Here is a 23,504-nt window from a genome sequence, read left to right as displayed (position 1 = left end):
AGCCGGTAACGCTCCCCTTGCGAATTCTCATCGCACACCGTTACCATATTGCCCACTAGCTGATTGTGATGTCTCCCTGCCGGATGATGGCTTACCGGCGTAATGTGAAATACGTGCAACCGGAAATTCAGGAGTTCAAAATGCGGAAAAGTGCCTCTCTATTGTTTGCATTCTCGCTGCTTGCGGTGGGGTATCTTCTCGGTTCGACGAATACACTCTCCCCAACATCGTTGTGGGCTCAGGGTGATGGCAATGCAACGAATGCCGTTTCGCAAGACACGTTAGACAAAATCGCCGCAGCGCGAAACGCATTGCAAGACGCGCACGATGCGTTGGTTTCAGAGGGGCTTTATAAGCCGGCGACCAAGGGATTGAATCCCATTGATATTTTAGCCGGTGGGGTAAACGCCCAAGCCGATTTGGAGGCGGGTGTCGGTGTCGACCCCGGCACGTTCGCCGCGTTGTATGCCGGATTGGCCATTGACGAAGTGGACGAACAACTCGGTCGTGATGCCGAAGGACGGCTGACCTACAAAAAACGGCTGATTCAAATGTATCCGGTCACCCGCATCCAAAAACTGTATCAAGCCGCCGGTGTCGTTACTGAAGAGAATCAATTTTAAGAGCCGTGTTGTCCGTGCAGAGGGGCAGCTTGGCCATAGCGATTATTGACGGCCCCCCGACTCTGATGAATCGAGGGGCCCTTTTCATGCGCGAATTACGACAGTCATCCACGAAGCATCACAGCGAATAGTCGTTTCGCTGAGCCGGATCGCCTGAGGCATACTCGACGAACTCCCACTCAATTCCGTCGGCATCGAAAAAGTATTTTCGGCGACGATGCGGATGCTCCGGTGCGATAAATCCTTCTCGATAACCTGCTTCCAGCAATCGGCTAACGACGGCACTGACGTCGTCGACCGCAAAACCGAGATGATTCAGCGGTCCGTTTTCGGAATATCCCTCCGACGATTCGTTGAGCGCTATATACGAGTCGTCGCTGCCGACATGCAGCCAACGGTCCCCATTTTGGATCCCCTCGCCCCGTACAATGAATTCCGGAAATGCGGTTCTCAGAAACCGAACCGTTGCGTCGATGTCTGGCACTGTGAGATTCGCGTGCTCCAACCGATTCGCCATTTGATTTCCCTCCAAGAATTGGGCCTGGCGATGTTGTCCAACATGCGACATTGTCTCAAGCTGCAGCTGGTTGTCAAATTTCGTGTCCTAGTTACCATGTTGGGAGATTCAACCCTCAACTGCTCCAGAGCCGAAAGGTCCAGGCGTGACGATGATTTTTGTTGACGGCGATGCCTGTCCGGTCAAGGAGGAGGTCTATCGCGTCGCAAAGCGATACAAACTGTCGGTAACGGTAGTTGCCAATGCGCCAATGCGGGTGCCGACGGCGGATTGGTTGACGTTGGTCGTCGTCAAAGGACACTACGAAGCTGCCGATGATTGGATTGCCGAGCAGGTCGCCGGCGACGATATTGTGATCACTGCTGACATTCCGCTCGCCTCGCGATGTTTAGAAAAACAGGCCCACGTGCTCGATTCCCGTGGTGGAAAATTTTCTGCCGAATCGATCGGTAGCGCACTCGCTAGCCGAGAGTTGATGACGCAACTCCGCGACCTCGGCACAATCACCGGCGGCCCACCTCCGTTTAGCAAACAAGACCGCTCCCAATTCTTGCAGACATTAGACCAGACGATTCAAAAACTGCAGCGCAAGAAGTAGCCTGAGCGCGACGGATCCATAATCAAACATGGCCGTAATTTTCTTAGCCACGGATGAAACACGGATGAAACACGGATTTCCGGGCGTGACTCTCAAAATCCCAAACCGACCGTATGCGGTCGCATTGTGGGAACAGTGACCGACGACGCGCCGGCATAATTTATGATGTGAAACATTAGGATTTTGAGCTGGAGGGCGATTTACCAGCACCAGTGAATCCGCAAAGACCACGGAAGCTTCTGGGGAAATCCGCGCACGGTGAAAACACCGTTTCCTTCTCTGTGTCCTCGGTGAACTCTGTGGCTAAAATCCTTCCGCCCAAACGTACGTAGCGCATTGGTTCATGGGGAGAATTCATGGTCCTACGCGAGAAAGGTGCGTCGCGACGCACCCTACATTATGATCAGCTGTTGATGAACCAGCGGATTGCGTGGTGGGTGGTTGATTTTTGGAATTGGAGCGTTTGCGGGTCGCACAACCAACGTGCCACGTGTCCGTCTGTGCGGGGCATGAGCCAGCCGTAGTCCCATTCGCCACTGGCATAGCCGAGTGGAATGGCGGCGCGGGTGCGGACGACCGGGTTGGCCGAGGCCATCATTTGCCGCGTTTCGGTGTAATAGTAACAGGCTCCCAAGTGCAGGAAGACTTCGTGCTCCATCGCTGTGTCGCCGGCAGGCGTTAGGTCGTCGCACAACCCACGCACAGCGATTTTGACCTCGCTGCCTTGGCGAACCGCTTCGGCTAGCATATCCAAATCGCCGAAGATCACTTGCCCGTCGGCATCGTGTGCGAAGACCTCTCGCCAACAATCGCGGACGTGGTATTCGAAGTATTCAAAATCGTAGATGAAATTGCTGCTGGGAGCATTCGTATCCGCGTCCCAATTCGCAAGCTCATGATACTTGGGCATGTCGGTGTGGTCGTTGAGCGGCGCTGGGCCGATGGTACCCTTCGCCGGTTCGCCGTCGAGAAACGGTCTGCCTACCCCTTGATGTCCTTCTTGGTTGTAGAGAAAGAACGACATCGAGGCTCGCGGCCCAAATCCGTCAGGCAATTCAATCGGCATCCGCAAGTTTTGGATCCCCGCCGCCCAACGATCCTGCAGCAGATAGGTCACGCGAAAGTCCATGACTTCGCGGATCAATTCGTTATTGGTTGACGTGACGTCGATGTGTTCGTTGTGACGAAAAGCAGTCCCAATGCGTAAGTCCGCACCGCGACGAATGGCGTCGCACAATGCGTTGGCGCTGCCGGCAACCACCTCGCGGTTTTCATTCAATTTGAGCGCTTGAGACCAACTGGGCATCAGGTTATTGCCTTTTTCACCACTCACACGCTGGGTTTGCCTTGCCGAGCCAGTATTTTGAGTAACTCAACACCGCGCTCTAAAACGGCATCTTCCGCTGCGTAGGAAATCCGAAAGTGTGTGTCACTGGGGCTAAAGACGTTGCCGGGGATGATTAACAAATTGTTCTTGATCGCTTCGGTCACGAATTCCGTACCCGTGCCCCAAGGCGCTTTGGGAAACAAGTAAAAGGCTCCATCGGCGCCGTGGATTTCAAAGTCGTTCCGCAATTCCGAAACCATGAAATCCCGTTTACGACTGTATTGCTCGACGTATTCGGAAACATCGTAGTCCCAGGCGGCCAACCCGGCCCATTGCACCGGGTGCGGAGCGCAGACGAAGGTGAACTGTTGCAGCTTCAACATTTGCTGCATCAGTGCCGACGGTCCGTGCATATACCCCAACCGCCAACCGGTCATCGAGTGCGATTTGCTGAAACCATCGATGACGATCGTTTGGTCGTTCCATTGCGCCGGAGATTGGAATTCTTGGTCGTAGCAATACGACTTGTAGATTTCGTCGCTCAGAAAAGCGATGTCTTTTTCCGCCGCCAACTCGGCCAAATCTTTCAGTTGCTCGCTGCTGGCGACACAACCGGTCGGATTGGCCGGGCTGTTGCAGAGAATTACCTTGGTGCGGTCGGTGATCGCATCGCGGACCTTGTTGACGTCGATTTGGAAATCGGGATACGTATCGATCTCCACCACCGTCCCCCCGGCCAAGGTGACCAGGTGTTTGTACATCACAAACCAAGGATCAAAGACGATGACCTCGTCGCCCGGATTGACCAGTCCGCACAGCGCCAACATCAACCCGCCGCTCGTCCCGCTGGTGATGAACACCTGACGATCGGTCTGCCCCAGCGTCTTGTCGACATGGTCCTGAATGGTTTTTAGCAGGGGGGCGATGCCCTGTGTCTGACTATAGCCGTTGTGCCCGTCGGCCGTTGCTTTCGCTAATGCGTCCTTGATCGGCTGAGGGGTATCGAAATGGGGTTGCCCGATGCTCAGGTTCACCGGATCGGTCAGTTTGGCCGCCAGATCAAAGACCTTACGAATGCCCGAAGCGTCGATGCGATGCATGCGGTCGGCAATCCATTCTTCACTCATATCTCGTCTCTAATCCTATGCCGTTTCGATGGAATGAATCTCATGAGGCCGTCGGCTGCGTCTTGGCTTGCGGCGGTGAGCCTATCATAACACCTCGATTTCATGCGGCCCACCAATCGGGCCATGATTGCCCCATTCCGGTGGATTTCCAGGGGAATAAGGTCTCACTTTTGATCCGCCGGGCAACTCGCTACGATGTTCGAAGCAGCACAGCGTTTTTGGCTGTCGGTCTTTAAATTAGGCACCCACGAGGCAGGAAATACGAGCGATGAGCGAATTTCGTACCGAACACGATTCCATGGGAGATGTCCAGGTCCCCGCAAAAGCCTACTACGGGGCACAAACCCAACGGGCCGTTGATAATTTTCCCATTTCGGGTTGGGCCTTACCCACGGATCTGATTCATGCGATGGGGCTGGTCAAATACGCGGCTGCCATCGCCAATCGCGATGTGGGCAAACTGACCGGTACAGGCAAAAAGCCGCTGAATGACAAACAAGTCGACGCACTACTCTCCGCGTGCCGCGAAGTCGCTGAGGGGAAATTCGATAACGAATTCCCGGTCGATGTCTTCCAAACCGGTTCGGGCACGTCCAGTAACATGAACGTCAACGAGGTGATCAGCAACCGAGCAGTCGAGATATTGGGCGACGATCGCTTCAGCCCCGAGAAATCGGTGCATCCCAACGACCATGTGAACATGGGGCAAAGCACCAACGACACGTTTCCGACATCGATTCACGTCGCCGTTGCGGTCAGTATCCAGGAAAATCTGATCCCCGCTCTGGAAAAATTCGCCGGATCGCTCGCCAAAAAAGCGGCGGAGTGGGACAAGATCATCAAAATCGGCCGCACACACCTCGCCGACGCGACTCCGCTTCGACTGGGACAGGAAATCGGCGGACTGGCGCGGCAGATTGAATTGTCGATTGGCCGGGCCGAACGGGCACGGGATGCCGTGTTGGAATTGCCAGTCGGTGGGACGGCCGTCGGTTCGGGAATCAACACGCATCCAGAATTCGGCAGCCGCGTCGCTAAGGTTTTGGCCGATGAAACGGGCATCGCCTTTATCGAAGCGGTCAATCATTTCGAAGCCAACGCCCAACGCGACGGTCTGGTGGAATGCCACGGGCAGTTGCGGGCGATTGCCTCGACATTGTTCAATGTCTCCAACAATCTCCGCTGGCTCAGTTCCGGGCCGCGGTGTGGTTTTGGCGAAGTCGTACTGCCTGACCGGCAACCGGGTAGCTCGATCATGCCGGGCAAAGTCAATCCGGTGATGTGCGAAAGCATGATGCAAGTCGCTGCCCGCGTGATGGGGAACGACCAAGCCATCGCCATCAGCGGAGCAACAGGTGGTCAATTCCAATTGAACATTATGATGCCCGTGATGGGCCAAACGACATTGGAAAGCATCACGCTGTTGGCCAACGTGACCGATGCATTTGTCGAGTTTTGTTCCGATGACATGCACGCGCATCCGGATCATTGCGAAGCCGCCGTGGAGAAGAGCCTCTCGATGGTCACCAGCCTGAATCCCTATATTGGCTACGAAAAAGCTTCCGCGCTTGCCAAAGAAGCATTCAAAACCGGCAAAACAATCCGCGAACTTTGCACGGAACAAAATGTCCTTCCCGAAGAGGAATTGAACAAAGCGCTCGACCCCATGAGCATGACCGAACCACAGGCGTGATGAAACCTCTCAGCCACAAATGAAACACGGATAAAACACAGATTCGCGGGCGTGAAACCGAAACGTCCCAAACCGACGGCTTGCCCGCCAGTGCAAACATGCGTCCGGCGATACCACTGCTGGAGTAGCCAGCAGTGGTACCCAGCGAGGCCACCTTTTCGATCAGTGTTTGATCTGTCTTCAATTCGTGGCCTCATAGACCGCAAACCAACGAACGAATTTCCTCGATGACCACACGACAAATTCTTGTCACCGCTGCTTTGCCGTATGCCAATGGGCATATTCATATTGGGCATTTGGTGGAATATCTGCAGACCGATATTTGGGTGCGGTTTCAGAAACTGTACGGCAATCGCTGCTTGTATATGTGCTCCGACGACACGCACGGAACGGCAATCATGCTGCGGGCGCGGCAAGAAGGGCGGAGCGAAGAAGCGTTGATCGCTGAAATGAAACAGGCCCACGAAGCGGATTTCGCGGGGTTTGGCATCGAGTTTGATAACTACGGCAGCACCAACAGCCCTGAAAACCAAAAGTTTTGCAATGAGTTCTGGGCGGCATTTCGCCAAGCCGGCCTTGTCGCCGAGCGAGATGTCACGCAGTTGTACGATCCGGAGGCGGGCACGTTTCTAGCCGACCGATTCGTCCGCGGTACCTGTCCCCGCTGCAAATCGGAAGGGCAATACGGCGACAATTGCGATAGTTGCGGCGCGACCTATAGCCCTGCGGATTTGATCGATCCGATTAGTACGGTGAGCGGGGCGACGCCGGAAGTCCGCAGTTCGCTGCATCTGTTTGTGAATATCGAGGAACTACACGAGTTTCTGGAAGAGTGGACGCAGTCGGGTGAGCATCTGCAGGATGAAGTGGCCAATTATCTGAAGGGGCATTTTCTGCACGAGCCGCTCCGTGATTGGGACATCTCACGGCCCGCTCCCTATTTCGGTTTCGAAATCCCGGACAGCCCCGGTAATTATTGGTATGTCTGGTTCGACGCTCCGATCGGCTACATGGCATCGACGCAGCAATGGTGCGACCGGAACGGCGAGGATTTCAACGATTGGTGGCGGAACGAAAAGACCGAAATTCACCATTTCATCGGCAAGGACATCACCTATTTCCATACGCTGTTTTGGCCGGCGATGCTCAAAACGGCTGAGTATAACCTCCCCACCAAAGTGCACATTCACGGTTTTTTGACCGTGGGCGGGCAGAAAATGTCCAAGAGCAAAGGGACATTCGTACGAGCGTCGACCTATCTGAATCACCTGGACCCGGCGTACCTGCGATATTACTTTGCCACAAAGCTGGGGCCACGCTTGGATGATTTGGATTTGAATCTCGAAGAATTCGTCGCCAAGGTGAACTCCGATTTGGTCGGCAAGGTCGTCAACCTGGCCAGTCGGTCTGCTAAGTTTGTCAAAGAGTTGGGACTCTCAACAGAATATCCCGACGATGGGGGACTCTTCGCTGAGGCCGCCGCAGCTGGGAAACAGATCGCGGCGAATTATGAGAACTGCGACTACAACGCTGCGATGCGGCACATTATGGCGCTGGCCGACAAGGCCAACAAATTTGTCGAGGATGCGGAACCGTGGAAACTCCGCAAAGAACCGGACAAGCAGCAACAACTGCAGGACGTCTGCACAATCGCCTTGAACCTGTTTCGGCAATTGGCCATCTATTTGGCACCAGTGTTGCCGCGATTGGCACAACATACCGGCGAACTCTTAAGCACGCCGATCCAGCAATGGAATGAATCACAACGACCGCTCGTCGGCACGGCGGTTAATAAATTTCAGCATATGCTAACCAGAGTCGAAGAAAGTCAGGTACACGCGATGATCGAAGAAAGTCAAGAAGAAGCCGCTCCCGAAGAAGCCGCTCCCGAAGAAGCAGAGAACCAATACAACGATAGTCCCGAAGCCTTGGCCAATGAGCCGTTGGCCGAAGAATGCACCTACGACGAGTTCGTCAAAGTCGACATGCGCGTCGCCCGCGTGGTTGCCGCTCAAGAGGTCGAGAAGGCGGACAAACTTCTACAACTCACACTCAGTTTGGGCGGCGACGTGACCCGCAATGTGTTTGCGGGAATCAAAGGAGTCTACGAGCCGGAGAAACTGGTCGGGCGCCTGGTGATCTGTTGCGCGAATCTGGCCCCCCGCAAAATGCGTTTCGGCGTCAGCGAAGGCATGGTCCTGGCCGCCGGCCCAGGAGGCAAGGACATCTTTGTTCTCAGCCCCGACGAAGGAGCAAAACCAGGGCAACGGGTGCATTAGTGATAATGGTCATTCAACCAGCAATCGGGACGGCGTAACGCATCATTTTGGAATTGTCCGGCACTCTGCCAGACGGGCACGCAGCACAGCAGAAGCATCGCCAATCCCGTTTTTACCAGGGGAACGGCAAAGATTCGTGGACTTATTGGCGACTTAAAACCACGGAAGTTCGCCCATCTTTTCACAAACTTCATGCACTGCGGTTCACAGAACGCGTCAAGTTCCCTAAAATTGTCCGATGCGCGATTTTTCCGTAATCTCGCGAATTTGTTTGCGCTATATCAGGGAGGCTGACACGCCGGAATGGGTATTACGACGTTGATGGAACCGAAGTTTCGTGGCGATATTCGTTATCGCGGCGCTGCTTATATCAAGGCGGAACGAGTCACAATTACGCACGTCACGGTTGACCGCATCTCGGCGGTTGTGAGTGACGGGGTCGGATTTGAAACGCATATCGATCGCAGTAACGGCGAAGAACTGCAGATGTATTGCACCTGTTTCAGCGGCGAAAAGCCGTTGATGCACTGCAAGCATTTGTGGGCGACTATTTTAGCGGTCGAGTCTGAGGGGCTGATTGGCGGAACGGTCAAGCCGGGGCATATTCCTCCGTTTGCTGCCGATCCTTCTCCCTCGTTGAGTTTCGATGCGGATTGGGATGAGGACTGGGACGATAGTGAAGTCTATGGGACCGGTTCGAGCCGTAGCACGAAAATTGCGGTCAAAGTCGAAAAAGAATTGCCGGCCTGGGCGCAGAAACTGCAAGCCGTTAGTGACGCCATGCAAGTGGGCGGCACGGTGCAGGGGACTTCCGCCAAGGACCGGGAAATCTTTTTCGAAATCGACATCGCTGCGAGCGATGAAGCCAACCAATTGGTCATCCAAACATCCCAGCGCGAGCGGCGCGCCAACGGCCAATGGGGCAAACTCAAACCATTGAAATTGCGTCCCGGCCAACTCGACGACGTCGAAGATGAAGAGGATCGCAAGATTCTAGCCTATCTGGCAGGCAGCACGGCGGACCGTGGCAATTGGCATGCGCGGCAAGCGGAAACACAATCAACATCGTTTCGCTATTTGGTCCCTTTTGAATTGTGCGGGTTGGTGCTGCCGATGATCTGCGCATCGGGGCATGGGCGGTATTTGCACGGTTCTGAAAAACATCCTGTTCCGCTGGCGTGGGATGAGGAATCGGCTTGGGAGTTATGCCTCAACGTGCAGTTTTACGACGAATTCGACCAATGGCGGGTCGACGGGTCGTTTCAGCGGGAAGGGGACGAAATGCAAGTCCGCGAACCGCAATTGATCGTGCCGGGGGGATATATCTTCACGGAGACTCACATCAGTGAATTCCAGGACTACGGCGTTTTTGAATGGGCTCGACAGCTGCGAGGTGGCGATCCGATTTCTGTGCCCAACGGTGAAGAGAACGAACTGGTCGATCGACTTTTCGATATGCCGTTGCTACCCAAGATGATTCTTCCTGAAGCATTGCAGTTGGAAGAGGTCCGCTGTACCCCCAAACCGCGTTTGATTCTCCGTTCACCGCGGGGCTTGAAGTGGCAATCGCGCAAGTTGCAAGGGGAAGTGTTTTTCAATTACGACGGAACCAATATCCGCGCGACCAGTCCGCAAGGGGCTGTCGTGCAACGCAGCGAGCGGCGGTGTATTCCCCGCGATCGGGCTGTTGAAGAACGCGACTGGAAGCTGTTGGGCGAAAACGGTTTTCAGCGGCTACTGGACCATCGGCGGCGCAACGCCGATGTGGAAATCAACGCCCGCAATCTTGGCCCCGGCGTCCGCACGTTGGTCGGTGAAGGTTGGATTGTCGAAGCGGACGGCAGTCGCATCCACCAACCGCTGCATATGGGATTTCAGATTAAGTCGGGCATCGACTGGTTTGAATTGCACGCGGATGTCGACTTTGACGGACGCAGCATTGATTTCCCAGACCTGTTGTCGGCCCTATCCCGCGGCGACAGCACCGTGCGTTTGGATGACGGTTCGCTGGGGATCTTGCCGGAGGAATGGATCGCTCAATACGGTTTGCTGGCCGGTTTGGGAACAGCGGAAGAGGATCACGTTCGCTTTTCCCAAAACCAAGTCGGCTTGCTCGATGCGTTGTTGTCAGCTCAGGACGATTTCAAGTTCGACCAAAAATTCGACGACATGCGCACGCAGTTGCGAGATTTTTCCGGCATTGATGACATTAATGAACCGGATGGCTTTAAAGGCGAATTGCGGTCCTATCAACGCGAAGGATTGGGTTGGCTCCGCTTTCTGCAAGAGTTTTCATTCGGCGGCTGTCTTGCCGACGACATGGGTTTGGGAAAAACAATTCAGTTTCTCGCGTTGCTGCAGGACCGCAAACGTCTGAGTCCGCACGGACCGCTTCCTTCGTTGGTGGTCGTCCCCAAATCGCTGATTTTCAACTGGAAAGAAGAAGCCAAGCGATTTACTCCCGATTTATCCATTATCGAATATGTTGGACTGGAACGGGCCGAGCAGCGCGCTAAGTTCGCTGAAACTGACTTGATCCTGACGACTTATGGCACACTGCGTCGAGATATTTTGGAATTGAAAGACGTTCAGTTCGACTATGTTGTACTGGATGAAGCCCAGGCTATTAAAAATGCCGGGTCGCAAATTGCCAAAGCATCGCGACTGTTGCGGGCACATCAACGGTTGGCGCTCAGTGGTACCCCGATTGAAAACCATGTTGGTGATTTGTGGTCAATTTTTGAATTCCTCAATCCCGGCATGTTAGGGCGGGCCTCGGTGTTTAAATTACACGCTGCGGATTCCCAAGACGCCCACTCACGAAAGACACTGTCTCAGGCGCTCAAACCGTTTATTCTGCGGCGTACGAAAAAAGAAGTCGCCAAGGAGTTGCCGGACAAATTCGAGCAGACCATCCACTGCGACATGGGCACCGAGCAACGTAAACTATACGACGAATTGCGCGAGCATTATCGTGCCTCATTGCTCGGAGCAATCTCGCGTGATGGACTGGGCAAATCGAAAATGCACGTGTTGGAGGCATTGTTGCGACTTCGTCAGGCCGCCTGTCATCCGGCACTGCTTGATCGCGGACGCGTCGAGGATTCCAGTGCCAAGTTGGACGCGCTGTTTTTGCACCTGGACGAATTGCTGGATGAAGGGCACAAAGCACTCGTGTTTTCACAATTCACGAGCATGCTCTCAATTGTGCGCGACCATCTGGATCGCCGCGGTGTCGTTTACGAGTATCTCGATGGGCAAACACGCAATCGGCAAAAATGCGTCGATCGGTTCCAGAACGACCCCGATTGCCCGCTGTTTTTGATCAGTCTCAAAGCGGGTGGTTTTGGTTTGAACCTCACGGCGGCCGACTATGTCTTTCTGTTGGACCCCTGGTGGAATCCTGCCGTGGAGTCGCAGGCCATTGACCGGACGCATCGTATCGGCCAAACCAAACAGGTGTTTGCCTACCGGTTGATATGCCGTGATACGGTCGAGGAGAAGATTGCCGAATTGCAGAGCAAGAAAAGAGATTTGGCCGACGCCATTTTGCAAGCGGATAATAACATCATCAAGACTTTGACGATGGAAGATCTAACGATGTTATTGTCGTAACGCATTCGTCATCCGTTAGAGATGACGTTTTCGTTGCGCCCGTTCGCATCGAACTGCGCGGTTTCGAGGTGTTTTCCTGGATCATGCCACAGACATTCACTCACCCCCAGCCGTCGACTCGTCCCCCGCTGAAATACGGCGATTTGGAATTGCCGTCACGGTTTTTATTGTCTCCCTTGGCCGGGTATACCAATCTGCCGTTTCGTCGCATTGTGCGAGAAATCGGCGGCCTCGGCTTGGGGACGACTGATTTGGTCAATGCGCGGGGCTTGTTGGCCGGCAATGCCAAAACGCGCGACCTGATCGCCACCTGCGAAGAGGATTCGCCGTTTGCCGTGCAAATCTTCGGCAGCGAGATTCCCGCCATGACAGAAGCGGCGCAGTTTCTCGAAGCCCGTGGTGTCGATTCGATTGACATCAATATGGGGTGCCCCGTGCATCGGATCACCAAAGGGGGCGCCGGTTCGGCCATGATGCGGCAGGCCGATGAAACTGTGCAACTGGTCGAAGCTGTCGTTAAATCCGTGGCGCTTCCCGTGTCGGTCAAGATGCGGCTGGGCTGGGATGACCAAAGCATCACCGCTCCGGAGTTTGCCCGAGCTTTCGAACAAGTCGGCGTGGTCGCAATTGCGATCCATGGCCGCACCCGGGAACAAGGTTTCAGCGGCAAAGTTAGTCGCGAGGGCATTCGGCGAGTGGTCGAAGCCGTGCAATCCATTCCAGTGGTCGGCAATGGCGACATTCGCAACATCGCCGATGCGGCGACAATGTTCGATGAGACCGGTTGCGATGCCATTTCGGTCGGGCGCGGCGCGCTGGCCAATCCTTGGATCTTTCGGCAACTTGTCCAGTGGGAACAGACCGGACAATACGCGCCTTCCGGGAACTTCGAAGAGCGTATGCAATTGCTCAAACGGCAGTTTGGCTATCTTGTCGAGCAGCGTGGTCTGGAACGAGCGATTTCATCGTTTCGGAAAATGGGGCATTGGTATTTGAAATCTATGAACGTACGAGCCGCGCTGCGAAATGATTTTCAACAAGCCCGTACCGGCGAGTCTCTGCAAGCGGCCTTGGATCGCATTGCTGAAGCGGGGCCGGCGGTTGGGACAAAAACCGGTGAACTGCCCGAGTACCACATTCCCGTCCCCAGCGGCCCGATTGCGAATTGGTAGCGGATCGACAGCGAGCAGAGGAGCTAGAGCGATCAGCCAGCGTCCGCCTCAGCGGCGACGGAGGGTTCGATTTCGATCTGCAGGCGGACAATTTTACGTTTGTCCGCTTCCAGTATCGTAAACTGTGCCTGTTCCCACTCGAAGGATTCGCCTGCGGTGGGGATGTGCCCCAAGACGGAGAACGCAAAGCCGCCGATCGTGTCGTAATCGCGATCATCGGGCAGGGCGAGCTTCAACCGCTCATTGACATCATCGACATGCACGCGAGCATCGACTTCGGTGACCGCATCGGAAATCTGGCGAAATGGCTCGGTTTCCGCGCTGTCGAACTCGTCGACGATTTCGCCGACGATCTCTTCAAGAATATCCTCCATGGTGGCCAACCCGGCGACGCCGCCATATTCATCCAGCACGATCGCCAAATGCACCCGCTGGGTTTTCATCATTTGCAACAGCGTATCGATGCCGGTGCTTTCGGGAACATAAAACGGCTGCCGCACGATATCTCGTAATTCCGCCGATGAATTGCCGTCAGAATTTAGAAAATTGAGCAGATCCTTGGCATACAAAACGCCAATAATATCGTCTGGACTTTCGCCGATAATCGGCACGCGGGAATGCCCCGCTTCGAGCAGTTTTTCCCGCGCAGCTTGCAGCGGGGATTCCACGTGAATGCAGGTCATGTCGGTGCGCGGAACCATGATGTCGGCGACATCCGCTTCCTGCAACTCCATCACGCGGTGGATCATCGTCCCTGCTTCTAACTCCAGGACTCCTTCGCGCTGTCCTTCGTCGACAACTGTTAGGATCTCTTCTGTGATATTCGTCGCATCACCGTTTTCCGGTTCCTGTCGCCCCGCCAACCGGTGCACGATCGTATCGACCCAACCGGTGAACCAAATAACGGGTTTGAAGAGCAACAGCAGTCCACGCGTCATAGACCACGTGAAACAGATGAATGACTCACCCGCCACGCGCGAGATGGCCCAGGGGAAGATTACAGCTGAGAAGAACAACATTCCGCCCAGCAGCACGGCGCTACCGACATCGGCGAGAGTCCACTCGCCCGTGTCGGAAAGCGAAAACCCGCAACTTCGAGCGCCGCTGATTAGCGCAGCGACAAAACTGATCAGCGAGACCAACTGCCAGCCCAATACGGCTTGCTCGTAATGGCGGAGGATCATGCCGAATCGATCGTTCAGACCGCGGTGACGGCAGATCTCTTCTAATCGGCGGCGGGAAAAATCGGAAAAGCTATAAGCTGCCAATGCGCTGAAAAATAAGAGCGCAGTCGAAATTCCCGTGAACAGCAGCGGAATCATACTTTATGCGCCTCGCATGTTTCCGGAATGTGATTTCGCAAACACAACTGGATCAAGAATCGCTCCTCGATAAATCGACCTCGTCGCGTGGCACGATGTTCCATTGGCTAAGCACCGCACGCTCCCGTGACCGCATGAGCGCCCGCTGCTTGTCGGTGTGGTCATCATATCCACAAAGGTGTAGCAATCCATGGACAAGATACAGCAACAACTCCTTGTCCGCTTCCCAGCCAAATTCCGCAGCACGATCCGCAGCCATCTGGGCACTGATAATCACCTCACCGCTGAGAGTCTTGCCGCGTCCCAGCGGAGGCGCAGCTGTCCCATCGTCGGCCAGCTCAACATCGCACTCCAGCAGAAAACTCAACACATCGGTGGCATAGTCATGTTCTAAGAATTGCCGATTGAGTTCTTGGATTTCGCCATTGTCGATGACAGCAACGCTGATCTCAGCGGCGCGGACTTCTTCCAATGCCAACGTTCTTTGCACGGTTTCTCGAAGGAACTCCTCGTCGACCGTCCAACAGTTTTGGGAATTGGCGACATCAATTTCGTATGCGGGATTTTCGTAAGCAGACAATTATGCGGTCTTCTGTTCGGGGTATTTGATGCGGCCATGATAGATGGCCGTGAGTGATTTTACCAATGATTCTTCAATACGATTGATTTCGCTCAACGTCAGCCCACATTCCTCGAATTGGCCGTCCAAGAGACGTTTCATCGTGATTTCATGGACTAGTCTTTCGATGCGGGCCGGTGTCGGTTCGCTGAGTGTCCGACTGGCGCTCTCCACAGCATCGGAGAGCATCATCACGCCCAATTCGCGCGACTGAGGCTTGGGGCCGGGATATCGAAACGAGGATTCTTCCACATCTGTTTTTTGTTCAGGGTGTTCACCCGCTTGTTTGGTTGCTGCGCGATAAAAATATTCCACCAGCGTCGTGCCGTGGTGTTGTTCGATGAAATCAATCAGCGATTTGGGCAAATTGTGTTGCCGAGCCAAATCGACACCATCCTTCACATGGCCGATGATGATCAACGTGCTCATTGCCGGGGCCAGATGATCGTGCCGTGATTCCGCACCCAGCATCATGTTTTCAATAAAGTATTGCGGTTTGAGCATTTTCCCCACATCGTGGAAATAGGCGCCTACCCGCACCAAACGCCCATTAGCTCCAATACTTTCGGCGGCCGTTTCGCCGATCGTCGCTACGGAAATCGAATGGTTGTAAGTCCCCGGTGCGCGGCGGACTAATTCTTGCAGCAGTGGATGCGAAACGTCGCTCAATTCCAGCAAACTAATGTTGGTGACAATACCAAACATCGATTCAATAAACGGTAGACTTCCCGCCACCAAAAATCCTGCGACCAAACACCAAGCGAATCCTCGCAGGCCATCCCACCAGAATTCCGATTCCATCCAAGGATTGGTCACGAGATGGTTGCCCAAAATCCCCAAACCGGTCGACACCAATAAATAGGTGATTCCGGCCCACAAGCCAACAATTATCAACGTGGAGCGTGAGTTGACACTGGGCAACAAGATGACCGACACCGCACAGACGCTGGTGAAAATCACAAATTGATCCACACCCGCACCGGTGGACAAGGTGAGGATCAGCCCCAGCGAAAATGCAGTAATAATCGCGAGCACTTGGTTGTAGGCGATCGCCAAGATCATCACGGCAGCCAGCAACGGTACGACTTGCATGCGCCACGGATCAAACGACAACAAACGCGAAGCGGCAATCGTCCCGACGATCAGTGCCAAATAGACGCTCAACCGGCCTAGGCTCCCAACCAAAACGGGTTCGTTTTTCGCCAAGTAGTAGCCGTTCAGGCCCCCCACAACCAACAGCAAGGCGATTACGGTCGCAATGCGAATTCCACGGTCGCTCACCGTTGCCTGTGCTTCAAGTGCGGCGTTTTCCGTTTGCAGCAGGCTCAGTTTTTCTTCATCGATCACGTCGCCGGGCAAGATTAGCTCGCGGCCTTTGATATAGGGATCGAAAACGTCCAGCGTTTCCTCTTGTTGTTTTCGTTTCGCGTCACGCGTTAGCTCCGGGTCGTATCTTATGAATTGCAGTGCCGCAGGAGGACGACTGCGGATCCAATTGGACAGCATTTCTCGTAATGGAACGAGCGCAGGAAAATGCGACCAGCGGCTACCGAGACTGCCGTCGGTCGCCAATACGGCGCGCAACTCAATCGCCGCCACTTCGACGTCGCTGCGGGTGTCGTTGGGAAAGATAATCGTAATCCGGTCACTGGGCGCGGGAACATCGTCGGGCAAACTGCCAACAAGTAATCCGGAATCTTCCAGCGGCAACAGGAATTCGGCGAATTCACTGATCAGAATGTTGAGACTTTCGGCCGTGGCGACGGCATTTTTTAAACGCCCGAAACGCTCGACCAGTTGCTCTTGCTGAGCGGGAACATCGGCTTCAGCTGTCCCATCCGGGATGACCAATTGAAACGCCGAACGCAATTCCGGCGAGGTCGCATCGACCGAGGGGGCTTCGGCGAGTTGCCGCAGTTGAGCCCGCAGCTGACTGGGCAGTTCGCGCAGCGGAGCAGAATCGCTGACGAACACGTAGGGAACCGCATCGGCAGCCTCTTCTTTGGCGCGACGCGTTGCCGAGGGATTGACCTTTCTAAAGTCCGTCTGCGCAATCACACCGACAGCAGGCCGCTGTCCCAAGCGGTAGGGAAACGGCGTTTCCCACGCTTTGACGGCGACCATCAATACCAACAGCGCCACGAAACAGGCGACGAGCTTAGCCACGACATAGCGGTTGGAAAAGCTATGCAGCCATGACACCGATCGCAATTCCGCCGACTTTTGCGTCCGCGCGCGCTTATTGCCGAATAAAAACATCGTCAATTTCGCAACCTTAACGATCGTTTAGGGACGAACACCGGCCGCTTAGGACTTGGAGGTTCGTCGGTTTCATCGCCCACGGCGAGATCGGTTGTTTTTTGCTTCTGCATCGTAGGCCTTCACTATTTCTCGTACCAATGGATGCCGGACAATATCGCGTCCCGTCAGACGCACCGTCTTAACACCCTCGATCGCCGACAACCGTTTGATGGCATCCGCCATACCACTTTGCACGTGATCGGGGAGATCCGTTTGAGTCGTGTCCCCAGTGACCACGATTTTGGATTCCATTCCCATCCGCGTCAAAAACATTTTCATCTGCGTCGCGGTCGTATTCTGTCCTTCGTCCAAGATGATAAACGTATCGTTGAGCGTCCGGCCCCGCATAAATGCCAAGGGCACAATCTCAATCACATCTCGTTCCAGATACCGCGTGACCTGATCAAAACTCAAAATATCGTTAAGTGCATCCAGCAACGGACGCAGGTAAGGATTGACCTTGGCCAACATATCACCCGGCAGAAAACCGAGCCGCTCACCCGCTTCGACCGCTGGCCGGACCAAGACGATTTTGCGCACCAACTCCTGGCGAAGTGCATTCACAGCCATGGCCACTGAGAGATAAGTTTTGCCGCAACCGGCCGGTCCGGTACAAAACACGACGTCGTGGTCACGAATCGCAGTAATGTATTCCGCTTGGCCTTTGGTTCGGGGGACGACGCTCCGTGCCTTCTCGAGCAGGTCGATCTCTTCGTGTTTTTCTGAGTCCCCGTTGGATTCACCGAGTACTTCGGAGACGTCAGACTCGTCCAAGTGCCCCTTCGTTGCGATGATTTCCCGCAGTTCCCCAAAAGTAGCGAGACCTCGACGGATCTGCTCTTCGGTTCCCTTGAGATGGATTTCATCCCCTTGAACGGTCACCTCGACGCCGGTCGATTCCCGCACACGGCGGAGGTGTTGATCGCGCGCTCCGAACAAAACCAGTATTTGGCTCGGATCGAGAAACGATATGGTCGTTTCGGTCATGCTTCCCTACCAAGAGGCTTTCTAATCCATCGCGACGGTGCGCGAACCTATGAGCATTTTACTTTGCGAATACCCAGGGGGAAAGTGTGGAACCAGGTCCTCCCCCCAAATACGAGCAATTCACACAATACGGCCCGGTGGTGAAATGTGCGCAAAGTTTTCCAACCAAGTAACTTACGCCGACTTGTCGGACACGCACAACGGTCAACAAGTTCGCTGTTTACCCGGAATTTGTTGCTTCTGAGGCACTTAGAAACGTTTTCTCATCGCCGATCTCAGAGAAATCCACCGCCGAAACCCACATCCTCTCCAGGACAGCAAGCACGACTGTTGTGGCGATGCGCGATCTGGCTAGCGAGGACACACCTGAAATCCCGGATCGTCGTTGTTTTCGCGGAACGGCATGGCCATCATGTTTCAACGTGCTCGGATCACAACACCTTGGGCAATCCGTCTCTTTTCCAGTCTGAAAACGATGTGAGTCACCATGTTTGACAATTGCAAAATGATCGACCTCAGCGTCCCCTTGGAACACAATGCTCCCAGCGAACCGCTGCCCGCGCAAATTCACTATTTCGACCACGCAGGTGAGGGCTTGGCGCAGATGCAGCAGTTCTTCGGCATCCCACCGGAGGACCTTGTCTATTCCGAGGGGCAGGGCTGGGCGGTGGAGCAGGTGCAGGCGATCACCCATAGCGGAACGCACGTCGATGCCCCTTACCACTACGGTGCAACATCAGCTGGCGAACCGGCGCGAACGATCGACGATGTGCCGCTTGAGTGGTGTTTCGCATCCGGAGTCGTTCTCGACGTACGTAATGTGCCTGATGGCGAAGAAATTACCGTCGCGCATCTTCAAGCAGAACTGGAGCGGATTGAATACACGCTTCAGCCGCTGGACATCGTGATGCTTCGCACTGACGCGGATAAGCGGATCGATTCAGCCGCCTATTTCCAGCAACCCGGTTTGGGACGCGAGGGGGTGCTCTGGTTGGTGGAGCAGGGGGTACGGGTGATCGGCATCGACGCCTATACGCTCGACCGTCCATTTGCCAACATGGTCGCGGACTACAAAAAAACGGGCGACGGCCGACACATCTGGCCGGCGCATTTCGCCGGCATCACAGCGGAATATTGTCAAATCGAAAAACTGGCCAATCTCGATCAACTCCCCCAACCACACGGATTCTACGTCTCATGCCTCCCCGTAAAAATCAAAGCCGCCAGCGCCGGCTGGTGCCGCGCCGTGGCCTTGGTGCCTTCTGCTTAAAGGACTCGCGCAAAGACGCCAAGACGCAAAGAACCAAGTTTCGTTCCAAGTATTTACGAGCGAATATAGGGAAATGACAATGCCTGAATTGACTGAAAACGAAATTGCTACTCAAGTGGTAGATGCTGCGATAAAGGTCCATTCCACTCTTGGACCAGGGTTGTTCGAGGTTGTCTACGAGACGTGTATTGAGCACGAGTTGAAAAAACGGGGACTATCTGTGCAGCGGCAGGTTCTAATTCCAGTGACCTACGATTCCATCCAGTTCGAAGGAGCTTTTGTGGCGGACTTGATCGTCAACGACAAAGTGATTTTGGAACTAAAATCGATTGAAACACTCTTGCCGGTCCATAAGAAACAACTGTTAACATACCTCAAACTAGCAAAGAAGCGATTGGGCTTACTATTGAACTTCGGGGCTCCGTTGATGAAAGACGGACTGGTTCGACTCGTCAATAAGCTGATAGAGTAACCTCCTGCCTATCAATGCAATGATTTACTGTTTCTCTTTTTCTTTCTTTTTCTTTGCGCCTTTGCGTCTTTGCGCGAGGCCCCCTTTTCCCCAAAGCAGCAACCATGACCACAAAGACCTACACACCCATCGAACAAATGATCTGCACGGCGGCTGGATTGCTCGAAGATGGCGCTTTGGTGGTTGTGGGGACCGGAGCGCCCTGTGCGGCGGCGATGCTGGCGCAATTGACGACGGCTCCCAAATTGACGTTGATGTTCGAAGCGGGGGGCGTTGGGCCGCGATTGCCGCGGATGCCGATCAGCGTGGGGGATTCTCGCACGTTTTACCAAGGTCTGATGGCGACCAGCATGGCGGACATTATGGAAACCTGCCAACGGGGAATGGTCGACTACACCTTTTTGGGAGGGGCGCAGATCGATCGTTATGGCAATCTCAATTCCACAGTCATCGGCGATTACGACACGCCGGCGGTGCGGTTGCCGGGCAGCGGTGGCGCTAATGATCTCGGGTCGCTGTGCCGAAAAACGTTGGTCATCACGCCGCACGATCCTCGACGATTCGTGGAGCGAGTCGATTATGTGACGACCGCCGGGTACCTCGATGGCCCAGGAGCCCGCGAAGCGGCCGGGCTGCCACCCGGGACCGGGCCGCACAAAGTCATCACCGACTTGGCCATCCTCGGTTTTCACCCGGACACGAAGCGGATGCAAGTCGAGTCGCTGCACCCGGGCGTGACGTTAGAAGCGGTCCGCAGCAGAACGTCGTTTGATATCGATGTTGCCGAACAACTGGCAACGACTGCTCTGCCCACGAGCGATCAACTCGACGCCTTGCGGGACCAGGTGGATCCGCACGGATATATCATCGGCCGCTCACTCTGATCACCGTCTATCGCTAATATTTCGGGATCGACTTGCTGCAACAACTCCCCCGTTGAGCCGGACTTCAGCAATAAGAAAGAACTTTCCCAGAAAAAAGAAGAAGCGTTCTTATCACTGCATAAGTGCATAATCAGGGGAGATGCGAACTCGAAGAGGGAGCTATTTTCAAAGTTCCTGCGCAATTTCTCTTCTGAAGAGTTCCGTGATGCAGTAGGATGCGGCGGTGGAGTCGTTGAGACAAAAATTTGGGGCGCGAATGCACCATCAATGCTCCCGTTTGGTCCTCCAACAGCACTTCCTTTCGACGTTTGTCGGCATCCAATGCAGCGTTTACGTTGCAAGGTTCCGTTCGCATGGAACGGCTAAAAAATAGTGTTGTGTGACCCGGTATGGGCAGGTTGGCTTCAGTGCGAACCCGAAATACCAAACCGCTTTGGCGCCAGAATGAATGGCTCCAAATGCGCCCATTTTTCAGTATTGGCGAGGAAAGTCTGAATAACGCTCGCGTGCGACAGACAGATTGATTCCGAGAATTTTTTTGGAGTATTGATGTTACAGTTTTTTTCGAAGCACACCGCTTCGGTCAAGGATGACATTTTATCGGGTTTGACGGTGGCCTTAGCATTGGTCCCCGAAGCTGTCGCGTTCGCCTTTGTTGCTGGAATTCCCCCAACCGTGGGATTGTATTCCGCATTCTTCATCGGCTTGGTCACTTCATTGGCAGGCGGGCGGCCGGGAATGATTTCCGGAGCGACGGGAGCGATGGCGGTCGTGGTCGTGTCCCTTGTCGCCCTGCATGGTATCCAATACCTGTTTCCCGCTGTCATTCTCTGCGGATTGTTACAGATCACCGTCGGCGTGCTCCGCTTAGGAAAACTGATTCGGCTCGTACCGCATTCGGTCATGCTGGGCTTCGTCAATGGTTTGGCCATTGTGATTGGTCTCGCTCAGCTGGGGAGTTTCAAGACGTTGGGCGCTGACGGGGCAATGACGTACCTGCAAGGCGCGCCCTTGATGATCATGATCGGCCTCGTCGTCTTGACGATGGCAATCATTGTGTTGCTCCCCAAACTGACCAAGGCTGTGCCCAGTTCTCTGGCTGCCATTCTGGCCGTCTCCATGATTTCTGTTGGAATCAATCAATACGCGCCTCAAAACTGGTTGCCTACCGGACAGGCCCATGCAGTCCAGACTGTTGACGACCTGATGATGAACAATTTGAAGGCCAAAGCCGTTCATGAGGCTGCGGTGGTAGTTCACAGTCAAAATGCGACTGTTGCTGAATTGGACGCGCAGGCGGTCGCTCCGCTGTCGGTGTTAAGCCCCGAACAGGTCGAGGCGACGATTGCATCAGTCAAGCCCACAGCAGAGCCGTTGCCGATGTTGTTTTTTCTCGATTCTCGCTACGTGCTCGCTCCCATGACATGGGAAACATTGGGGATTATCCTGCCGTTTTCTCTAATTCTGGCCGGGGTGGGATTGATCGAATCGTTGATGACGCTCACCTTGATCGATGAAATCACCGACACGCGCGGCTATGGAAATCGCGAATGCATCGGGCAAGGCGCTGCTAATATCGTCTGTGGACTGTTTGGCGGCATGGGGGGCTGTGCGATGATTGGTCAATCTTTGATCAACGTTAATTCCGGGGGACGTGGGCGGCTGTCCGGTGTTGTGGCTGCGATCGGCTTAATGACGATGGTCGTGCTGTTAAAACCGGTGATCTCCCTGGTTCCCATGGCAGCCTTGGTCGGCGTGATGTTCATGGTCGTGATCGGCACGTTTGAATGGAGTACGCTGCACACCTGGAATCGTATTCCCAAAAGCGATGTGCTGGTGATGGTGCTCGTGGCTGGCTACACCGTCTTGTTTCACAACTTGGCGATTGCCGTGTTACTGGGGATTGTCGTGCAGGCACTCATTTTTGCCTGGCATCATGCGACGCACTTGATGGCTGATATTCACTTTGAAGATGACAAAAAAGTCTATCAGCTGCACGGCCCGCTCTTCTTCGCCTCGGTCACCAGCCTCCGCGAAATCGTCGATCCGGCGAACGACCCCGATGTGGTCGCCATCGATTTCTACTTTTCACGCGTTTACGATCAGTCTGCGATGGAAGCCATCCACAAGCTGGCTGAACGGTATCGCCAGGAAAACAAATGTCTGCTGCTGCGGAATCTGAATGCGGATTGCAAACGCATGATTGAAAAAGCAGGCAACTTGGCAGAAGTCGAGATTTCAGAAGACCAACACTATCATATCACCAAGATGCTCTGAGAATCCGGCACGCAGTCGTTAGCGGAAAGACGCTAGATGCCGGATTGCTGCTAACACGGTTTCGAGAATCGCACCAGTCCGTGTGTTCTGTGACCACTTCGATGCTTCGTCTCAGTTCACCGGTTCGAGTGGCAGTTGCACGGGCGACTGGGACGCATTATTCGTGGGAAAGTCCCACGTTGACGGTTCTTACGACGTCGGAATTGTCTCCAGTTCCGCCAATTTCACCGTCGGCCCCTAGAGAGCGGATGTAGCATAAAGAATCGCTCTCGCGTGTGAATTCGATAGGACGATCCCACCCATCGCTCAGGTCGTTCGATTTTTCGGGTTGAAGTGGCAAGCTGTGGAGGTCCGGCGGCAGAGTTCCATGGTTGCTGTGATAACTTCGGATCCTCTGCTCTAGGACGGTGAGCGCGCTCTC

The 23,504-nt window shown here is 54.5% G+C and carries 17 protein-coding genes; 10 read left to right on the top strand and 7 right to left on the bottom strand.

The window, feature by feature from the left end; translation table 11 throughout:
• The first annotated feature begins 140 nt into the window (after nucleotides 1-140).
• Nucleotides 141-623, top strand: a complete 483-nt coding sequence (locus CA54_RS23760; protein WP_146373505.1) for a hypothetical protein — start codon at nucleotides 141-143, stop codon at nucleotides 621-623.
• A 118-nt stretch (nucleotides 624-741) separates the two neighbouring features.
• Here CA54_RS23760 and CA54_RS23755 read toward each other — a convergent pair whose 3' ends face one another.
• Nucleotides 742-1,140, bottom strand: coding sequence for a VOC family protein (locus tag CA54_RS23755; RefSeq protein ID WP_146373504.1), 399 nt, complete (start codon nucleotides 1,138-1,140; stop codon nucleotides 742-744).
• Between the two features lie 151 nt (nucleotides 1,141-1,291).
• On the opposite strand from CA54_RS23755, the gene CA54_RS23750 reads away from it, so the two are divergent.
• On the top strand, nucleotides 1,292-1,738 hold the full coding sequence (locus CA54_RS23750) for a YaiI/YqxD family protein (protein ID WP_197532776.1): 447 nt from the start codon (nucleotides 1,292-1,294) through the stop codon (nucleotides 1,736-1,738).
• 403 nt (nucleotides 1,739-2,141) lie between these two features.
• Here CA54_RS23750 and CA54_RS23745 read toward each other — a convergent pair whose 3' ends face one another.
• Both CA54_RS23745 and CA54_RS23740 read right to left on the bottom strand, forming a co-directional pair.
• Nucleotides 2,142-3,044 carry a hypothetical protein gene (locus tag CA54_RS23745; protein ID WP_197532775.1) on the bottom strand — a complete coding sequence of 301 codons (903 nt, stop codon included), beginning with the start codon at nucleotides 3,042-3,044 and terminating at the stop codon, nucleotides 2,142-2,144.
• Nucleotides 3,045-3,067: 23 nt separating this feature from the next.
• Nucleotides 3,068-4,192: a pyridoxal phosphate-dependent aminotransferase gene (locus CA54_RS23740; protein ID WP_146373502.1), complete on the bottom strand. Its 1,125-nt coding sequence runs from the start codon at nucleotides 4,190-4,192 to the stop codon at nucleotides 3,068-3,070.
• 268 nt (nucleotides 4,193-4,460) lie between these two features.
• Between CA54_RS23740 and CA54_RS23735 the strand changes: the two genes are divergently transcribed.
• From CA54_RS23735 to dusB, 4 genes are all read left to right on the top strand, one after another.
• A complete protein-coding gene (locus tag CA54_RS23735; RefSeq protein ID WP_146373501.1) occupies nucleotides 4,461-5,885 on the top strand; it encodes a class II fumarate hydratase in 1,425 nt (474 codons plus the stop codon).
• Nucleotides 5,886-6,112: 227 nt separating this feature from the next.
• Nucleotides 6,113-8,164 carry a methionine--tRNA ligase gene (gene metG / locus CA54_RS23730; RefSeq protein WP_146373500.1) on the top strand — a complete coding sequence of 684 codons (2,052 nt, stop codon included), beginning with the start codon at nucleotides 6,113-6,115 and terminating at the stop codon, nucleotides 8,162-8,164.
• A gap of 303 nt (nucleotides 8,165-8,467) precedes the next feature.
• Complete coding sequence (locus tag CA54_RS23725) at nucleotides 8,468-11,779, top strand: DEAD/DEAH box helicase (protein ID WP_146373499.1); 3,312 nt, start codon at nucleotides 8,468-8,470, stop codon at nucleotides 11,777-11,779.
• A gap of 83 nt (nucleotides 11,780-11,862) precedes the next feature.
• Nucleotides 11,863-12,951, top strand: coding sequence for a tRNA dihydrouridine synthase DusB (gene dusB / locus CA54_RS23720; RefSeq protein ID WP_146373498.1), 1,089 nt, complete (start codon nucleotides 11,863-11,865; stop codon nucleotides 12,949-12,951).
• A gap of 32 nt (nucleotides 12,952-12,983) precedes the next feature.
• On the opposite strand, the gene CA54_RS23715 is transcribed toward dusB, so the two are convergent.
• The 4 genes from CA54_RS23715 to CA54_RS23700 all read right to left on the bottom strand — a co-directional run bounded on the left by CA54_RS23715 (nucleotide 12,984) and on the right by CA54_RS23700 (nucleotide 18,180).
• Nucleotides 12,984-14,273, bottom strand: coding sequence for a hemolysin family protein (locus CA54_RS23715; protein ID WP_146373497.1), 1,290 nt, complete (start codon nucleotides 14,271-14,273; stop codon nucleotides 12,984-12,986).
• A gap of 52 nt (nucleotides 14,274-14,325) precedes the next feature.
• Nucleotides 14,326-14,853: an rRNA maturation RNase YbeY gene (ybeY, locus tag CA54_RS23710; protein WP_146373496.1), complete on the bottom strand. Its 528-nt coding sequence runs from the start codon at nucleotides 14,851-14,853 to the stop codon at nucleotides 14,326-14,328.
• Nucleotides 14,854-17,151 carry an HD family phosphohydrolase gene (locus tag CA54_RS23705; RefSeq protein WP_146374173.1) on the bottom strand — a complete coding sequence of 766 codons (2,298 nt, stop codon included), beginning with the start codon at nucleotides 17,149-17,151 and terminating at the stop codon, nucleotides 14,854-14,856.
• A gap of 72 nt (nucleotides 17,152-17,223) precedes the next feature.
• On the bottom strand, nucleotides 17,224-18,180 hold the full coding sequence (locus CA54_RS23700) for a PhoH family protein (protein ID WP_146373495.1): 957 nt from the start codon (nucleotides 18,178-18,180) through the stop codon (nucleotides 17,224-17,226).
• 487 nt (nucleotides 18,181-18,667) lie between these two features.
• Between CA54_RS23700 and CA54_RS23695 the strand changes: the two genes are divergently transcribed.
• The 4 genes from CA54_RS23695 (at nucleotide 18,668) to CA54_RS23680 (ending at nucleotide 23,083) form a co-directional block, all read left to right on the top strand.
• Nucleotides 18,668-19,450, top strand: a complete 783-nt coding sequence (locus CA54_RS23695) for a cyclase family protein (protein WP_146373494.1) — start codon at nucleotides 18,668-18,670, stop codon at nucleotides 19,448-19,450.
• A gap of 88 nt (nucleotides 19,451-19,538) precedes the next feature.
• Nucleotides 19,539-19,922, top strand: a complete 384-nt coding sequence (locus tag CA54_RS23690) for a GxxExxY protein (protein ID WP_146374172.1) — start codon at nucleotides 19,539-19,541, stop codon at nucleotides 19,920-19,922.
• Nucleotides 19,923-20,026: 104 nt separating this feature from the next.
• Complete coding sequence (locus tag CA54_RS23685) at nucleotides 20,027-20,806, top strand: CoA-transferase subunit beta (RefSeq protein WP_146373493.1); 780 nt, start codon at nucleotides 20,027-20,029, stop codon at nucleotides 20,804-20,806.
• Nucleotides 20,807-21,355: 549 nt separating this feature from the next.
• On the top strand, nucleotides 21,356-23,083 hold the full coding sequence (locus CA54_RS23680; RefSeq protein WP_146373492.1) for a SulP family inorganic anion transporter: 1,728 nt from the start codon (nucleotides 21,356-21,358) through the stop codon (nucleotides 23,081-23,083).
• Nucleotides 23,084-23,504 lie beyond the last annotated feature (421 nt).

The organism is Symmachiella macrocystis, from assembly GCF_007860075.1.
GTDB lineage: Bacteria > Planctomycetota > Planctomycetia > Planctomycetales > Planctomycetaceae > Symmachiella > Symmachiella macrocystis.
Note: the sequence above shows the minus strand (reverse complement) of the source record. Positions and strands in the feature narration are given on the sequence as shown.

Bases quoted from the DNA above. Each gene is read 5' to 3' on its own strand.
- CA54_RS23760 (WP_146373505.1), top strand. From the start codon at position 141: ATGCGGAAAAGTGCCTCTCTATTGTTTGCATTCTCGCTGCTTGCGGTG.
- CA54_RS23755 (WP_146373504.1), bottom strand. From the start codon at position 1,140: ATGGCGAATCGGTTGGAGCACGCGAATCTCACAGTGCCAGACATCGAC.
- CA54_RS23750 (WP_197532776.1), top strand. From the start codon at position 1,292: ATGATTTTTGTTGACGGCGATGCCTGTCCGGTCAAGGAGGAGGTCTAT.
- CA54_RS23745 (WP_197532775.1), bottom strand. From the start codon at position 3,044: ATGCCCAGTTGGTCTCAAGCGCTCAAATTGAATGAAAACCGCGAGGTG.
- CA54_RS23740 (WP_146373502.1), bottom strand. From the start codon at position 4,192: ATGAGTGAAGAATGGATTGCCGACCGCATGCATCGCATCGACGCTTCG.
- CA54_RS23735 (WP_146373501.1), top strand. From the start codon at position 4,461: ATGAGCGAATTTCGTACCGAACACGATTCCATGGGAGATGTCCAGGTC.
- metG (WP_146373500.1), top strand. From the start codon at position 6,113: ATGACCACACGACAAATTCTTGTCACCGCTGCTTTGCCGTATGCCAAT.
- CA54_RS23725 (WP_146373499.1), top strand. From the start codon at position 8,468: ATGGGTATTACGACGTTGATGGAACCGAAGTTTCGTGGCGATATTCGT.
- dusB (WP_146373498.1), top strand. From the start codon at position 11,863: ATGCCACAGACATTCACTCACCCCCAGCCGTCGACTCGTCCCCCGCTG.
- CA54_RS23715 (WP_146373497.1), bottom strand. From the start codon at position 14,273: ATGATTCCGCTGCTGTTCACGGGAATTTCGACTGCGCTCTTATTTTTC.
- CA54_RS23705 (WP_146374173.1), bottom strand. From the start codon at position 17,151: ATGTTTTTATTCGGCAATAAGCGCGCGCGGACGCAAAAGTCGGCGGAA.
- CA54_RS23700 (WP_146373495.1), bottom strand. From the start codon at position 18,180: ATGACCGAAACGACCATATCGTTTCTCGATCCGAGCCAAATACTGGTT.
- CA54_RS23695 (WP_146373494.1), top strand. From the start codon at position 18,668: ATGTTTGACAATTGCAAAATGATCGACCTCAGCGTCCCCTTGGAACAC.
- CA54_RS23685 (WP_146373493.1), top strand. From the start codon at position 20,027: ATGACCACAAAGACCTACACACCCATCGAACAAATGATCTGCACGGCG.
- CA54_RS23680 (WP_146373492.1), top strand. From the start codon at position 21,356: ATGTTACAGTTTTTTTCGAAGCACACCGCTTCGGTCAAGGATGACATT.